Genomic DNA, 13530 nt, shown 5'->3' with positions numbered 1-13530 from the left:
CGTGGCGGCAAGAAGCAGGGCCGCAAACACTGAAAGGCGCCGGCGCGCTCAGGCCGGCTTGGCCGTCATCAGGTAAAACACGATGATGAGGGCGAAGAAGGCGGGCACGCCCAGCGCCGCCCAGATGCGCAGGTAGCGCCAGTACGGCGCGGGCAAGGCGACGCCGTCGCGTGCGCTCGCCTGCGCCATGTCGCGCATGCGCATTTGCAGCCACACGACGGGCAGCCAGCAGGCGCCGGCCACCAGGTACAGCACCACGGACCAGACGATCCAGCGGCTGTTCAAGGGATAACCGGCCAGGTGGGCCAGATAAAAGCCGCTCAGGGGCTGGAACACCACCGTGGTGGCCGTAAACAGCCAGTCGGCGCGCACTACGTGGCGGCTGACGACGGCGATGGCGCGCACGTCGCGGCTCAGGCTGGCGAACAGCATGTAGAAGGCCGAGCCGATGCCGGTGCCGAACAGCAGGGTTGACGAAACGATGTGCAGCCATTTGACGATCAGGTATTCCATGGATTTTCCTCCAGTTGGTACAGCAGCCACAGAGCCGCCAGCATGGGCAGGTTTTTCGTCAGGGGCCCGTACGGATGCCAGAGGAATTCCGGCAGGAACACGGCGATCCAGACGGTATAGAACACGATGAGCAGGACCTGCAGCGGCCATAGCCAGCGCCGCCACGGCGGGCGCAGCGTCAGGGTGGCCACGCCCAGCAGCAGGTCGAACAGGCAGGCGCCGGCCAGTAGCGGCGGTGCCCATTCTGGCGGCACGCCGCTGCGCTCAAGCAGGCGATAGCTGTCTTCGAGCGGATAGACGCCGGCCGAGACGATGGCCGTGGCGATCCACACGATGGCCATCGACAGGCGCAGCACGGGCAGCAGCCAGTCCAGCTGGGCGCGCACGGCCGCGCCGCGCGCGTCGCTGATGAACTGCGCCACGGGCCGCGGCGCGCGCCCCAGCAAACGCCGCGTGAGCCCCGCATCGGCGGCATTGCCGCGATCAAGCATGCCCAGGGTGGCACGGTCCGGCATGGCAAAGCCCAGCAGCCTGGCCAGCAGCAGCGCGGGCGGCATCAGCCACCGGGGCAGCGGCGCGACGCGCAGCCGTCCCAGCCCCATGGCCGCGCGCAGGGCCGCCAGGTAGGCCGTGAACGGCAGCGCTTGCGGCCCCACGACGGGCACGCGGCGCGTCTTCTGGCCGCCTAGTGCGCCCGCGCCGCGCACCAGGGCGACGATGACATCGGTCAGGTCGTCGATATGCACCGGCTGCACCAGCTGCGGCGCGCGGCCGAAGCGGGGATACACGGGCAGGCTGGCCAGCATGCGGAACAGGCGCGCGCTGCCGCCATCGTCGCCATACACGAGCGAAGGCTGGACGATGACGGCGCGCAGCGGCAAGCCGGCGAGAAAATCGTCGGCCGCCTTCTTGCTCAGGTGGTAGGGCGAGACGGCGCCTGCGTCCGCGCCCAGGGCCGACAGCTGTATCACCAGCTGCACCTCGCTCTCGGCGCAGGCGGCGAACAGGGCGCGTGGCGCCTGCGTGTGCAGGGCCGCGAACGTCTGCGCGCCATGCTCGGCGATGATGCCGACGCAGTTGATGACGACGTCGATGTCGTCGAGGCGCGGCAGCCATGCGGCCTTGGCCGTGTCGCGCGCAAAATCGGCTTCGATCAGGCGCACGCGCTGCTCCTTGCCGCCGTGCGCATGCGGCGGCGCGCGGCGCGTCGTGCACGCGAGCTGGAAACCTTCGGCCAGCAGCGCGGTCGAAACATGCGTTCCAATGAAACCGCTCGCCCCCGTCAGCAGTATGCGCATGCATGTCTCCTCTTGACGGGATTGGATAGGTCTTTTGCGTTTCAGTTCACTGTGCGATCACACCACTGGAGAAAAACCATGCCCGCCCTGCCCCCTTCCCTGCGTCATGGCGCCCTGTCGGGCAGCCTCGCCTCCCTCCTGTCCGCCGCCGCCCTGGCCCTGTGTGGCCGGCGCGAAACGGGCAGCGTATTCGCCGCCGTCAACGCCGTCAGCCACTGGCTGTGGGGCGACCAGGCGGCGCGCCGCGACGACGCCTCGCTCAGGCACACCCTGGTCGGCTATGTCATCCACCATTGCAGCGCCATGTTCTGGGGCGTGCTGTTCGAGCGTTATGCGGCGCGCATCCTCGACCGGCGCCGCGTGGCGTCCACCGTGGCGGCGGCAGCCGGCGCCACGGCCGTTGCCTGTTTCACGGATTACCAGCTGACGCCGCACCGTTTGCAGCCCGGCTACGAGATGCGCCTGTCGCGTCCCTCGCTGCTGCTGGTGTACGGCGCCTTTGGCATCGGCCTGGCCGCCGGCGCGCTGTGGCTGCGGCGGCGCTGAGGCGCTGCGCGAGTCACTTTCCTACACGCCGGCCCGCCGCGCGCCTATCTTGCCGGCCGCTGCGCGCCAGTAGCATGGACCTTCATCCACCAACCGAGGAGAAGCGCATGCAGGACGAACACGGCAACACCCCGCAGCATCCCGCCGACCAGGGCCGCAACACGCGCATGGACAAGACCGACGCCGACAAGGCGCAGGGCGATGCGTATGCCAACCAGGGCGGCGGCAAGCTGGCCAGCGGCAATGCCAACAGCGGTCACTGGGCCAACGACGTCATCACGCCACAGGGCGGGCCCGACCCGGTGGAGCAGGAAAACCTGCGCACCCTGACGCAGCCCGATGGCAATGCCCACGTCAAGGGCGCGGCGCAGCGACCGCAGAGCGAAGCGGGCAAGCTGGCCGACGACCGGCCGGGCCGCAACGAGTCGAAAGACATCCACAGATCACTGAATCAGCACGAGTAGACCGGCGTGCTGCGAACGAGGAGAGCACCATGTTTGCACACAACAAGCGACTGCAATACACGGTCAGGGTGGAGCAGCCCAATCCCGGGCTGGCCAACCTGATGCTGGAACAATTCGGCGGCCCGCAGGGCGAGCTGGCCGCCGCCTGCCGTTACTTCACGCAAGCCTTGTCGGAGGACGATCCGGGCCGCAAGGACATGCTGTTCGATATCGCCACGGAAGAACTGAGCCACCTGGAAGTGATCGGCAATATCGTCGTCATGCTCAACAAGGGCGCCAAGGGGCGGCTGGCCGAGGGCGTCGACCAGGCGGCGGAGCTGTACCGCAACATCACGGGCGCGGGCAACGACAGCCACGTGACGCAAGTGCTGTACGGCGGCGGCGCCCCGCTGGTCAATTCGGCGGGCGTGCCGTGGACGGCCGCCTACATCGACACCATCGGTGAACCGACGGCCGACCTGCGCTCGAATATCGCCGCCGAGGCGCGTGCCAAGATCGTCTACGAGCGCCTGATCAACCTGACGGATGACCCGGGCGTGAAGGAAGCGCTGGGTTTCCTGATGACGCGCGAAGTGGCGCACCAGAAGTCGTTTGAAAAAGCCCTGTATTCGATCGAGCCCAATTTCCCTCCTGGCAAATTGCCGGGCGATCCGCAGTATGCGGACGTGTATTTCAATATGTCGCAGGGGCCGGGCGAGGAACGGGGACCGTGGAACCAGGGCGGCAAGTGGCAGTACATTTCCGACCCGCGCCAGCAGATGGCCGTCGATGGCGGTACGGGCGAGGCGGAAGTGAAATTGCCGCAGGACGAACTGGCCACGGTGCAGCAAATGGCCGCGCGCACGGCCTCGAATCCCGATGCCGACCCGTTGACGGGCGCGGAACTGGGCATGCGTCCGAACGGCCGCGATGGCAGCAGCTCGTCCATGCCCTTGTAGCGCAACAGGCCGGGCACCGCCAGCGTGAATACGCCGCGTGCGCTGCAGGCCTTGGCCAGGCACTGGTCCTGGCCCCATGCACTGGGCTTTGCCCTGTGCGGCGGCGCCGCGTTGTGCTTGCTGTACGCGCTGACGGGCCAGCTGGCGCTGCGCCATGCGAGCCTGGCGCCGGCCCTGATCGGCGGCGCCATGGCCGCTGCCGCGACGGCGCTGGGCACCGTGCCGGTGCTGCTGTCGCACAAATTCTCGCAGCGCAGCTACGACTGCTTCCTCGGTTTTGGCGCCGGCGTGATGCTGGCGGCTACCGCTTTTTCTCTGGTGTTGCCGGCGCTGGCAGCGGCCAGGCAGCGCGTGGCAACGCCCATGCATGCCAGTTTGCTGGTGGCCTTTGCCATGGGACTGGGCATGCTGCTGATCGTGGCGCTCAACCTGGTCGTGCGCGAACGCGTGCGGCACGGCGCGCCCGACGCCGCCGGCAGCCTGAAAAGAGTGTGGATTTTTGTGCTGGCCGTCACCTTGCATAACCTGCCCGAGGGACTGGCGATCGGCGTCGGCTATGCCGGCGTGGAGTTGGAACGCGCCAATGCGCTGGCGGCCGGCATCGCTATCCAGGACGTGCCCGAAGGCCTGGTCGTGGCGCTGGCGCTGCGCAGCGTGGGTTACGGCCGGCGTCTGTCGGTGGCCATGGGCGCCGCCTCCGGACTGGTTGAACTGGTGGCGGCGCTGGCGGGCCTGGCCCTGATCGGCCTCTCGTCCGCCCTGCTGCCGTGGGGCCTGGCGGCGGCCGCCGGCGCCATGCTGTTCGTCATCGTGCACGACGCCATTCCCGAGGCGCAGCGCAGCGGTAATGGCGGTTTTGCCAGTATCGCGCTGGTGTCCGGTTTTTTCCTGATGATGGTGCTCGATACGGCGCTCAGCTAAGCAAGGCGCAGTGGCGTTCTAAGTGAGATCGTGCAAGTCCTTTTGCAGCGCCGGGCCGGTGGAAAACCGCGAAAACACGACTTCAAGTCCAGCGCGTTCCGGGGTGCAGCACATGGGGCCGACGAGGTAGCGCGATGCCGTGGGAAACGGCGCCAGGCGCAGCAGCGGCCACAGCTTGCCATCGGTCGAATACTGCACGCGGATGGCGCCCTGCTCCACCGTCACGCGCAGCCAGAAACCGTCCAGCATGGCGGGCGCCAGGCTGACGGCCCAATCGGAGGTATCGACCGTCAGCACGGTGCTCAACAAGAGCTGGCCATCGGAAAATTCGACGCCGCACTTGATCCAGTTGTCCGCATCGATGCGCACCATCATGCCCGCCTGGTCGTACAGCGCCGCGTACTGCGCCGCCACATGCAGCTGCGCCGTGAAATCACCGTCGATTTGCGTGCCGAAAAAGTGGCCGCTGTCGCGGATAAAACCGTATGAGGTCTTGCGCCAGAAATCCGTGTTGGCGTCCGTCGTCACGCGCAATTGCGCGCCGTCGGCGGACCAGTTTTCTGGTGCATTGAGCCAGCTGCCTTGCTTGAACATCGCGTGCCTTTCCGAGCTAAAAAGATCACATAGTTTGCCCCCATCCCAGCGCCTTGTACAGGGCAATCGCATCGATGTAGGACGCCGTTTCCGCCAGCAGCGCTTCGCGCCGGATATCGTACAGGGCGCGCTGGTTTTCCAGCACGGCCTGGTAGCTGCCGGAACCACCCTGATAGCGCGTGCTGGCGACGCCGAGGGCCGCGTTGCCGTGGCGCGCCGACTGCAGCAATGACGCCAATCGCGTCTGGTTTTCCGCCAGTTGCGTGACGGCGCTTTCCACGTCTTCCTGCGCCATCAGTATCGTTTGTTCATAGCGCGCCAGCGCGCCCTGCGCCTCGGCTTGCGTGCCGCGCAAGCGTGCCTTGACGCTGCCCAGGCGGAAGGCAGGATAGCTGACGGATGGCGCCACCTCGAAGGCGCGCGCGCCGCCGTCGAACACGCCGCTGCCGCGCAGCGCGAAGAAGCCAAGGAAACCGCCCAGGCTCAGGCGCGGATACAGGTCCGCTGTGGCGGCCCCCACGTCTTCGCTGGAGGCGGCCAGCAGGCGCTCGGCGCGCACCACGTCGGGACGCTGCTTGATCAGGCGGTTCACGTCGCCCAAGGGAAGCTGGCCCGCCAGCGGCGCCTGCTGGCGCGGCGTGGTGGCCAGCGCGATGGCGCCTGGCGCTTGTCCGCTTAGCACATCGAGCCGGTACTGCGCCTGACGCAGTCCCGCTTGCAACGGCGGCAGCATTGCCTCGCTGCGCGCCAGGTTGGCCAGCGCGTTGTGGCGCTCTTCCGGCAAGCCGCCGCCGGCGCGGATGCGCGCGTCGGTCAATGCCACCGTATCGCGCCAGCTGTGCACCTGTGCCTGCGTCAGCGCCAGGTTGTGCTGGTGGCCCAGCGCCTCGTAGTAATTGCGCGCCACCTCGGCGGCGATCGTCAGCTGCACCTGCCGCAAGTCCGCCTGCGCCGCGTCGGCGCGCGCCTGTGCCGAACGGCTCATGTGCGCGAGGCGGCCGAACAGGTCGATCTCCCATTGCGCATCGAAGCCCACGCGCGTGCTGGCGCTGGCGGCGCGGCTGTCTGGCGTGTCTTGCCGCACCTGCCGCTGCCAGCCCGCCTGTCCCGTGACGGCAGGCAGTTCATCGAGCCGGCGTTCGTCGAAGACGGCCCGCGCGGCCAGCAAATTGGCTTGTGCCTGGGCGATATCGAGGTTGTGTTCGAGCGCGCTGGCGATCAGCTGCGACAGGCGCGCATCGTCGAAAAACGTCCACCAGGCGGCTTCGCTGACGGCACCCGCGCCGGGTGCGAATTGCGCTTGCTGCGGACTGACCAACTGGACGTCGGGCGTGCCAGGTGCGACATAGGCGGGGCTGACGGCGCAGCCGGCCAGCACGGGGAAAAGAGAGATAATATAGCGGTAATTTTTCATGGGGATTCCTTCAGCGCCTGCGACAGATCGCGCGCGCGCGGCGTGGCATGGTCGGCCGTGTGGCGGCGGGCCAGAAAGGTGTACACGGTGGGCAGCACGAACAGGGTAAAGAAGGTGCCGATCAACATGCCCGAGACGATCACCACACCGAGGCCGAAGCGGCTGTTGGCGCCGGCGCCGGAAGCGAACAGCAGCGGCACCAGGCCCACCACCATGGCGGCCGTCGTCATCAAAATCGGACGCAAGCGGATTTGCGCCGCCTTGCGGATGGCCGTGATGCGGTCGAGCCCTTCATGCACTTGCAATTCGTTGGCAAATTCCACCATCAAAATGCCGTGCTTGCTGATCAAGCCGATCAGGGTCACGAGGCCGATCTGCGTGTAGATGTTGACGGTGGCGTAACCGAGGGCCAGCGGAATCAGCGCGCCGCAGATCGACAGCGGCACCGTGATCAAAATGATCAACGGGTCCGTCAGGCTTTCATACTGGGCCGCCAGCACCAGGTAGATGACGACGACGGCTGCCAAAAAGGCCAGCAGCAGCGCATTGCCTTCCGTGGCGAACTGGCGCGCGTCCGATTGCCAGTCGTAGCTGAAGCCCGGTGGCAGGGTCTTGGCCACGCCATCGAGGAAGGTCACGGCGTCGCCCAGGGTCACGCCGGGCGCGGGCACGCCCTGGAAGGTGGCCGCATTCTGCTGGTTGAACTGGGTCAGCATGTTCGGTTCGATCTGTTCCGTCACCGACACGACGGCGGACAGGGGCAGCAGGCTGCCGTCGTCGGCGCGCACGTACTGCTGCGTCAGGGCTTGCGCCGTGAGTCGCTGTTCGCGCGGGCTTTGCGCGATGACGTCGTAGGCGCGGCCATCCATGCCGAAGCGGTTCAGATAATTTTCGCCCACCAGCACGGCCAGCGATTCGCCGATGTCCTGCATGCGGATGCCCAGGCTATTGGCTTTTGAACGATCCACGCGCACTTTGACCACCGGGTTGTTGTAATCGAGGTCGCTGTCGACGACGGCAAACAGGCCGCTTGCGCGTGCGCGCTGCTTGACGTCTTCCATGGTGCGGAACAGAGTGGCGTAATCCTGCGCGCTGCGCAGCACCATTTGCACGGGCAGGCCGCCGCTCGATCCGGGCAAGGGCGCCAGCTGGAAGGCGAAGATGCTGGTGCCCTCCACGTCGCCCACGGCGTGCTGCAATTCGGCCTGGATGACGGCCGCGTTGCGCGAACGTTCGGCCCACGGCGTCAGGTTGATGCCGCCGATGCTCGATGCCGGGCCTTCGCCGCCGTTGATGATCCAGCGCGAGGCCGTTTCGGGGATATTTTTGTAGATGGTATCGAGCTTGTACGAGAAGCGCTCCACGTAATCGAGGTTGGCGTGCTGCGGCGCCTTGATCGCCGTCAGCACGCTGGCCTGGTCTTCCGCCGGCGCCAGTTCGCGCTGCGGCAGCAGGTACAAAAACGGCAGACTGACCATCACCAGCGCGGCGAAACCGGCACTGAGCCAGCGATGGTGCAGCGAGCGGTCCAGCAGGCGCGCATAGCGCGAGGTCAAGCCCTCGAAGAAATGCTCGGCGGCGCGCGCCATGCGCCCTTCCGATTGTTTGGGCTGCAGCAGCAAGGAGCTCATCACGGGCGACAAGGTCAGCGCCACCACGCCCGAGACCACCACGGCGCCGGCCAGGGTCAGCGCGAATTCCTTGAACAGCGCGCCCGTGAGTCCCCCCATCATGCCGATCGGTGCATACACGGCGGCCAGGGTGATCGTCATGGCGATCACGGGGCCGGCCACTTCGCGCGCGCCGACGAGGGCGGCGGCCACGGGCGTCTTGCCTTCCTCGATATGCCGATGCACGTTTTCCACCACGACGATGGCGTCGTCGACCACCAGGCCCACGGCCAGCACCATGGCCAGCAAGGTCAATAAATTGATGCTGAAGCCGAAGGCCAGCATCAGCGCGGCCGCACCCAGCATCGACAAGGGAATCGTCACGACGGGAATCAGCACGGAGCGCAAGGAACCCATGCACAAATAGATGACGATGACGACGATCAGCAGCGCTTCGAGCAGGGTGTGCGCCACCTCGTCGATGGAGGACTGGATGAAGCGCGCCGTCTCGAACGCCAGCTCGACTTTCACGCCGGGCGGCAGGGTTTTCTGGATCTCGGGCAGCAGCTTCTTGATGCCGTCGACGATCACCAGCGGGTTGCCGCCGGGCGTGGGCGACAGGCCCAGGTACACGGCCGGCACGCCGTCCATGATGCCGCTCGTCTCCGTGGCGGCCGCGCCCAGTTCCACCGTGCCCACGTCCTTCAGGCGCACGAGGGCGGCGCTGTCATCGCCACCTTTGCGAATGACCATGTCGCGGAACTCCGCCACGCTGGTCAGATCCGTGTTGACGCTGATGTTAGACACGACGAACTGTCCTTTGACTTTGCCGGGCGCCGCCTGGTAGTTATTGCGCCGCACGGCGTCGGCCACGTCGGCGGCAGTCAGGCCCCGCGCCGCCAGTTTTGCCGGGTCTATCCACAAACGCATGGCCAGCTGCTGGCCGCCATACACGTCGACTTTCGCCACGCCGTCGATGGTGGCGAACATCGGCTGCACCACGCGCGCCAGGTAATCCGTCAGCGCGGGCGCGGACACGCTCTCGCTGGCAAATCCCACATAGGCGACGGCAGACGAATCGCCGGCCGAGCGCTCGATGACGGGGTCAAACGCGCCTTCGGGCAGCTTGTAGCGTACCTGGTTGACCTTGGCCATGACTTCCGTCAGCGCCTGCGTGGAATCGCGGTTCAGTTCCATGCGCACGGTCACCGTGCTGCTGCCCTGCACCGAGGACGAGGTCAGGTAATCGATGCCTTCCACCGACGAGACGGCTTGCGCGATCGGCTGCGTGACAAAACCTTGCATCAGTTCCGCCGAGGCGCCCGGATACGTGGTTTTCACGGTGATGGTGGACGATTCGAGCATCGGATACTGGCGGATCGGCAGTTGCAGGAGGGCGATCACGCCCAGCATCAGTATCAAGGTGCTGATCACCAGCGCCAGCACGGGGCGGCGTACGAATAAATCGGTAAATTTCATGGTGATGTCTTTCCTTTACGAGCCAGCCTTGGGCGCGGCGCGCTTGGCCTCGTCCAGGGTATTGGCGACGGCTTGCACGGCCATGCCGTCGGCCAGTTTCAGCTGGCCCGAAGCGACCACGCGCTGGCCTTCGCGCAAACCGTCAAGAATGGCCACGCGGCCCTCTGCCCGCTCGCCCAGTTTCACGCCCACGCGCTTGACGGTGAGTGGCTGCTTGCCCTCCTGCTGCGCGACGAAGACCGTGTCGCCATACGCGCTGTAGGTCACGGCCGTTTCCGGCACCGTCAGTTGTTGTCCTGCTTCGCGTGCCACGCGCACGTTCGCGTACATTCCCGCCTTGAGCGCACCGCGCGGATTGGTCAGCGCCGCCTGCACCTGCACCATGCGCGAACGGGCGATCAGCGGGTCGATGGCGTTGATCTTCGCCGTGAAAACGTCGCCGGGATACGCGTCCACCAGTACTTGCACGGCCTGGCCTGGCGCCAGCTTCGCGCTGCTCTGTTCATCGAGGGCAAAGTTCACCAGCAGCGCCTTCGTGTCGATCAGGCTGGCCACCGTATCGGCTGCGTTCAGGTACTGGCCCGCGTGCACCTTGCGGATGCCCAGCTGGCCGGCGAACGGCGCGCGGATGGTCTTTTGCGCAATCAGCGCCTGCGTCTGGCGCACGTCACCCAGCGCCGCATCGCGCGCGGCCAGGGCACTGTCGAGCTGCTCCTGCGTGGCCGCCTTTTCCTTCGCCATCTGCACCGTGCGGGCATGGCTGCTTTCCGCGTTTTTCAGTTGCGCGCGCTGGCGCAGCAGCATTGCCTGTTCTTGGGCGTCATTCAGCTGTACCAGCACGGCGCCAGCTGCCACCAGCTGGCCCGATGCGAAGCGGATCTGCGTGATGCGCCCGCCCGTCTCGGCCGCCACCTGCACCTGGCGTGCAGCTTCCAGTTCGCCCACGCCGGCGAAGTAGCGTTCCTGCGTGCCCAGCACGACGGGCACCAGCGCCACCTTGGTGGCGGGATAAGCGGCGGCATCGGCCGCATGGGAGTCCGCGCGCGGATACAGGGCGGCGCCGGCGACGGCAAGGGTGATGGCCAGCGCGGAAGCGCCGACGAGTTTCGTATGCATGATGAAGTCCTTTTTACAGCGGGGAAGAAGAGGCGCAGCGGAGGCTGATCAGGTCCGCTGCGCGTTGAAAAGTACAAACAGCGCGATGGTCCACAGCAGCAGCACCAGGTGCGTCGTCTGCAAGCCCTCCTGCGCGATCCAGTAGCCGAACCACAGGCCGCTCAGGTGCATCAGCAGCAAAAAGGCGGCCATGGCGCACAAGGCCAGGTTCAGCCAGGGCAAGGCAGTGGCCAGGCCGCCGCCGAGAAACAGTGCCACGCCGGTCCAGGCGGCGATGGCCGCCAGCAGCTGCAAGGCCAGCACCACCCCCAGCGCCAGCCGGTGCAGGGTCAAGGACGTGAGCGCGCGGCGCAGCAGCGGGGTCTGGATGGTCGGGTCCTGGCGCAATGGATCCATGCGCATGGTGTTGCCGATGGCCCAGACGGCGCCGTGGAAGGCGTGCAGGTTGTTGATGGCGGCCAGGCTTAGCCAGGTGGCCAGGCCGGTGGCGAGGATGGCGTGAAACAGCCAGAGAGAGTGCTGCAGCTGCATGGAAAATCCAGTTCAAGAAAGTGTCTTGCCGGCACGCGGACGTGGAAACTCCTCGACAGCGGGGAGCTACCGGCCTATTATGCAAGCAATTAGTTGGTTAACTTGCCCCATGATAGTTGAGCGAAATGAATTACACAAGTAAACGTTTGGATAATAGCGAAGCGCCGCAAACGACGGAGCGCATCCTGTATTTCATCAAGACCAAGGGCCCCGTCTCCACGGCGACCCTAGCCAAGACCCTGGACATGACGGGCGAGGCGGCGCGCCAGCAAGTGCAAAAGCTGGTGGCGGCGGGCCTCATCGAGGGGCGCCAGGAGGCGCAGGCGGGCGCCGGCCGGCCGCGTCAGAACTGGGTCTTGACGGAAGCGGGCAATGCGCGCTTTCCCGACACGCATGCGCAGCTGACGATCAAGCTGATCGGTTCCGTGCGCCAGCTGTTTGGCGAGGCGGGACTGGATAAACTCATCACGCAGCGCGAAGAGGAAAGCCGCAGTGCGTATGCGCTGGCGTGCTCGGCGCCGGATTTGCCCACGCGCTTGCAGCAACTGGCGGCCGTGCGCGATGAAGAGGGCTATATGGCGCGCGTGGAAGCGGACGGCGACGACTGGCTGCTGATCGAAGACCATTGCCCCATCTGCGCCGCCGCACGCACTTGCCAGGGCTTTTGCCGCTCCGAAATGCAGCTGTTCCAGGAAGTGGTGGGACCGCACGCCAGCATCGTGCGCGAGCAGCATGTGCTGGCCAACGCCATGCGCTGCGTGTACCGGATCAGGGTGCTGCCCTAGTCTTTCGGAAACAGCGGGCGGGTAGCAAGCGCCACCAGCCCCGCCAGCCACCACACGACGGACCAGTTGCTGGCCGCCAGCAAATGCGGGATGGCGATCGGTGTGAGGAACAAGCCCGCATATACGGCCGTGTTCGCCATGCCCAGGGCCGTGCCCGCGTTGGCGCCGCCCGCTTCCGTGGCCAGCTCCGTGTAGGCCACGCCATGCCAGGCGGACACGGCGATGCCGGCGAGCACCACGGCCGCCATCAACAGCCAGCCCGGCGCCTGTATCCAGGCGATGCATCCCAGCAAAATGAACGAGGCCAGCGCTACCAGGGCCGAGCCGCGCAGGTAAGCGGGCCGGTTCGCGTGGCGGTCCGTATGGCGTCCGCTCCAGATGCGCATCACCATGGCGCCCGCCTGCAGGGCCACCATCACGGCCGTGATGGCTGCCAGGCCCAGGTGGCCATGGTCGTGCAGGAACACGGTGGCGTAGCTGAGCACGGCAAACTGCGGCACGCACAGCAAGCCGATGGCGGCCACCATGCGCCAGACTTTACGGTTCTGCAGCGGCGGCTTCACTGCAGATAGGCCCGTGGACGCGTTGTGCAGGCCCGTGGCGGCCTCGGCAGAGAAATCTGGCTCATGCATCCAGCGCCACGTAAAAAACGCCGACAGGCCGCATACGAGGGCCAGGGCGCCAAACACGGGCATGAAGCCGTAGCGTGATGCCAGGCTGGGCAGGACGAGGGCGCCGAGGCCGCCGCCCATGGGCACGGCCGTCTGGCGGATGCTCATGGCGAAACCGCGTTCGCCGGCGCCGAACCAGCGCATCACGGCGCGGCCGCTGGCGCCATTCACGCTGCCGCCCAGCACGCCGACCAGCGCCAGCCCGGCCGCCAGCGCCCATAAGGGCGGCACGGACCCGTCCGCCGGCGTGATCCACAGCAGCAAGGTCAACAGCGCCAGCATGGTGCCCAGCAAGCCGGTCAGCAGCACGGGCCGGTCGCCCCAGCGGTCGGTCGCCATGCCCCATGGCAATTCGGTCAGGGCCACACCCAGGCCCATGGCGCCCAGCGCCACCCCCAGTTGCGTATTGCTCAGGTGATAGCCGCTGCGCAGCCAGATGGCCGTGGTGGGCATGCCGTTGGCGGCGGCGGAAAAGCTGGCGTTGGCCGCCACGCCGACGGCCAGCACTTTCCAGCGGTGGGCATCGCCCAGTGCGGGCGCAGTGACAGGAAGGGAAACGGCAGGGCAGTTGGTGGTCATGGCAGGGAGGGGAAAGTGGTTGACCCTGACAGTGTTGCGCAGTACGATCGTTCTGAATATCAGATAATTTA

13 protein-coding genes are annotated in these 13530 nt (G+C 66.6%); 5 read left to right on the top strand and 8 right to left on the bottom strand.

Annotation, left to right across the window (positions count from 1 at the left end):
* Nucleotides 1–48: 48 nt before the first annotated feature.
* Nucleotides 49–513, bottom strand: coding sequence for a DUF2269 family protein (locus P9875_RS01375; RefSeq protein WP_278317402.1), 465 nt, complete (start codon nucleotides 511–513; stop codon nucleotides 49–51).
* Nucleotides 501–1811: an SDR family oxidoreductase gene (locus P9875_RS01370; protein WP_278317401.1), complete on the bottom strand. Its 1311-nt coding sequence runs from the start codon at nucleotides 1809–1811 to the stop codon at nucleotides 501–503. Before P9875_RS01370 ends, P9875_RS01375 begins: the two co-directional genes overlap by 13 nt.
* 78 nt (nucleotides 1812–1889) lie before the next feature.
* On the opposite strand from P9875_RS01370, the gene P9875_RS01365 reads away from it, so the two are divergent.
* The 4 genes from P9875_RS01365 (at nucleotide 1890) to P9875_RS01350 (ending at nucleotide 4680) form a co-directional block, all read left to right on the top strand.
* Nucleotides 1890–2357 (top strand): hypothetical protein, encoded by a 468-nt coding sequence (locus P9875_RS01365; protein WP_092713113.1) that lies wholly within the window; start codon nucleotides 1890–1892, stop codon nucleotides 2355–2357.
* Nucleotides 2358–2464: 107 nt separating this feature from the next.
* Nucleotides 2465–2821 carry a hypothetical protein gene (locus P9875_RS01360; RefSeq protein WP_278317400.1) on the top strand — a complete coding sequence of 119 codons (357 nt, stop codon included), beginning with the start codon at nucleotides 2465–2467 and terminating at the stop codon, nucleotides 2819–2821.
* A gap of 29 nt (nucleotides 2822–2850) precedes the next feature.
* Nucleotides 2851–3759: a manganese catalase family protein gene (locus P9875_RS01355; RefSeq protein ID WP_278317399.1), complete on the top strand. Its 909-nt coding sequence runs from the start codon at nucleotides 2851–2853 to the stop codon at nucleotides 3757–3759.
* 24 nt (nucleotides 3760–3783) lie between these two features.
* On the top strand, nucleotides 3784–4680 hold the full coding sequence (locus P9875_RS01350; protein ID WP_278317398.1) for a ZIP family metal transporter: 897 nt from the start codon (nucleotides 3784–3786) through the stop codon (nucleotides 4678–4680).
* Nucleotides 4681–4698: 18 nt separating this feature from the next.
* On the opposite strand, the gene P9875_RS01345 is transcribed toward P9875_RS01350, so the two are convergent.
* The 5 genes from P9875_RS01345 to P9875_RS01325 are packed head-to-tail and all read right to left on the bottom strand — an operon-like array spanning nucleotide 4699 to nucleotide 11424.
* A complete protein-coding gene (locus P9875_RS01345) occupies nucleotides 4699–5274 on the bottom strand; it encodes a DUF1349 domain-containing protein (protein WP_099403870.1) in 576 nt (191 codons plus the stop codon).
* A 25-nt stretch (nucleotides 5275–5299) separates the two neighbouring features.
* Nucleotides 5300–6688, bottom strand: a complete 1389-nt coding sequence (locus P9875_RS01340; protein WP_278317397.1) for an efflux transporter outer membrane subunit — start codon at nucleotides 6686–6688, stop codon at nucleotides 5300–5302.
* On the bottom strand, nucleotides 6685–9777 hold the full coding sequence (locus tag P9875_RS01335; RefSeq protein ID WP_278317396.1) for a MexW/MexI family multidrug efflux RND transporter permease subunit: 3093 nt from the start codon (nucleotides 9775–9777) through the stop codon (nucleotides 6685–6687). The genes P9875_RS01340 and P9875_RS01335 overlap by 4 nt, the downstream gene beginning before the upstream one ends.
* Before the next feature lie 15 nt (nucleotides 9778–9792).
* Nucleotides 9793–10893 (bottom strand): efflux RND transporter periplasmic adaptor subunit, encoded by a 1101-nt coding sequence (locus tag P9875_RS01330; RefSeq protein WP_278317395.1) that lies wholly within the window; start codon nucleotides 10891–10893, stop codon nucleotides 9793–9795.
* 48 nt (nucleotides 10894–10941) lie between these two features.
* Complete coding sequence (locus P9875_RS01325) at nucleotides 10942–11424, bottom strand: DUF2165 family protein (RefSeq protein ID WP_278317394.1); 483 nt, start codon at nucleotides 11422–11424, stop codon at nucleotides 10942–10944.
* Between the two features lie 125 nt (nucleotides 11425–11549).
* Between P9875_RS01325 and P9875_RS01320 the strand changes: the two genes are divergently transcribed.
* Nucleotides 11550–12209: a helix-turn-helix transcriptional regulator gene (locus tag P9875_RS01320; RefSeq protein WP_035828463.1), complete on the top strand. Its 660-nt coding sequence runs from the start codon at nucleotides 11550–11552 to the stop codon at nucleotides 12207–12209.
* Here the strand turns inward: P9875_RS01320 and P9875_RS01315 are convergent.
* Nucleotides 12206–13459, bottom strand: a complete 1254-nt coding sequence (locus P9875_RS01315; protein ID WP_278317393.1) for an MFS transporter — start codon at nucleotides 13457–13459, stop codon at nucleotides 12206–12208. The two genes, P9875_RS01320 and P9875_RS01315, sit on opposite strands and share 4 nt — an antisense overlap.
* Between the last annotated feature and the right edge of the window lie 71 nt (nucleotides 13460–13530).

This window comes from Janthinobacterium rivuli, assembly GCF_029690045.1.
Taxonomy (GTDB): Bacteria; Pseudomonadota; Gammaproteobacteria; order Burkholderiales; family Burkholderiaceae_D; genus Janthinobacterium; species Janthinobacterium rivuli.
The sequence above is the reverse complement of the archived record's forward strand: the minus strand, read 5'-3'. Positions and strand labels throughout refer to the sequence as shown.

Coding starts and splice junctions, on each gene's coding strand:
- P9875_RS01375 (WP_278317402.1), bottom strand. CDS start 513: ATGGAATACCTGATCGTCAAATGGCTGCACATCGTTTCGTCAACCCTG.
- P9875_RS01370 (WP_278317401.1), bottom strand. CDS start 1,811: ATGCGCATACTGCTGACGGGGGCGAGCGGTTTCATTGGAACGCATGTT.
- P9875_RS01365 (WP_092713113.1), top strand. CDS start 1,890: ATGCCCGCCCTGCCCCCTTCCCTGCGTCATGGCGCCCTGTCGGGCAGC.
- P9875_RS01360 (WP_278317400.1), top strand. CDS start 2,465: ATGCAGGACGAACACGGCAACACCCCGCAGCATCCCGCCGACCAGGGC.
- P9875_RS01355 (WP_278317399.1), top strand. CDS start 2,851: ATGTTTGCACACAACAAGCGACTGCAATACACGGTCAGGGTGGAGCAG.
- P9875_RS01345 (WP_099403870.1), bottom strand. CDS start 5,274: ATGTTCAAGCAAGGCAGCTGGCTCAATGCACCAGAAAACTGGTCCGCC.
- P9875_RS01340 (WP_278317397.1), bottom strand. CDS start 6,688: ATGAAAAATTACCGCTATATTATCTCTCTTTTCCCCGTGCTGGCCGGC.
- P9875_RS01335 (WP_278317396.1), bottom strand. CDS start 9,777: ATGAAATTTACCGATTTATTCGTACGCCGCCCCGTGCTGGCGCTGGTG.
- P9875_RS01330 (WP_278317395.1), bottom strand. CDS start 10,893: ATGCATACGAAACTCGTCGGCGCTTCCGCGCTGGCCATCACCCTTGCC.
- P9875_RS01325 (WP_278317394.1), bottom strand. CDS start 11,424: ATGCAGCTGCAGCACTCTCTCTGGCTGTTTCACGCCATCCTCGCCACC.
- P9875_RS01320 (WP_035828463.1), top strand. CDS start 11,550: ATGAATTACACAAGTAAACGTTTGGATAATAGCGAAGCGCCGCAAACG.
- P9875_RS01315 (WP_278317393.1), bottom strand. CDS start 13,459: ATGACCACCAACTGCCCTGCCGTTTCCCTTCCTGTCACTGCGCCCGCA.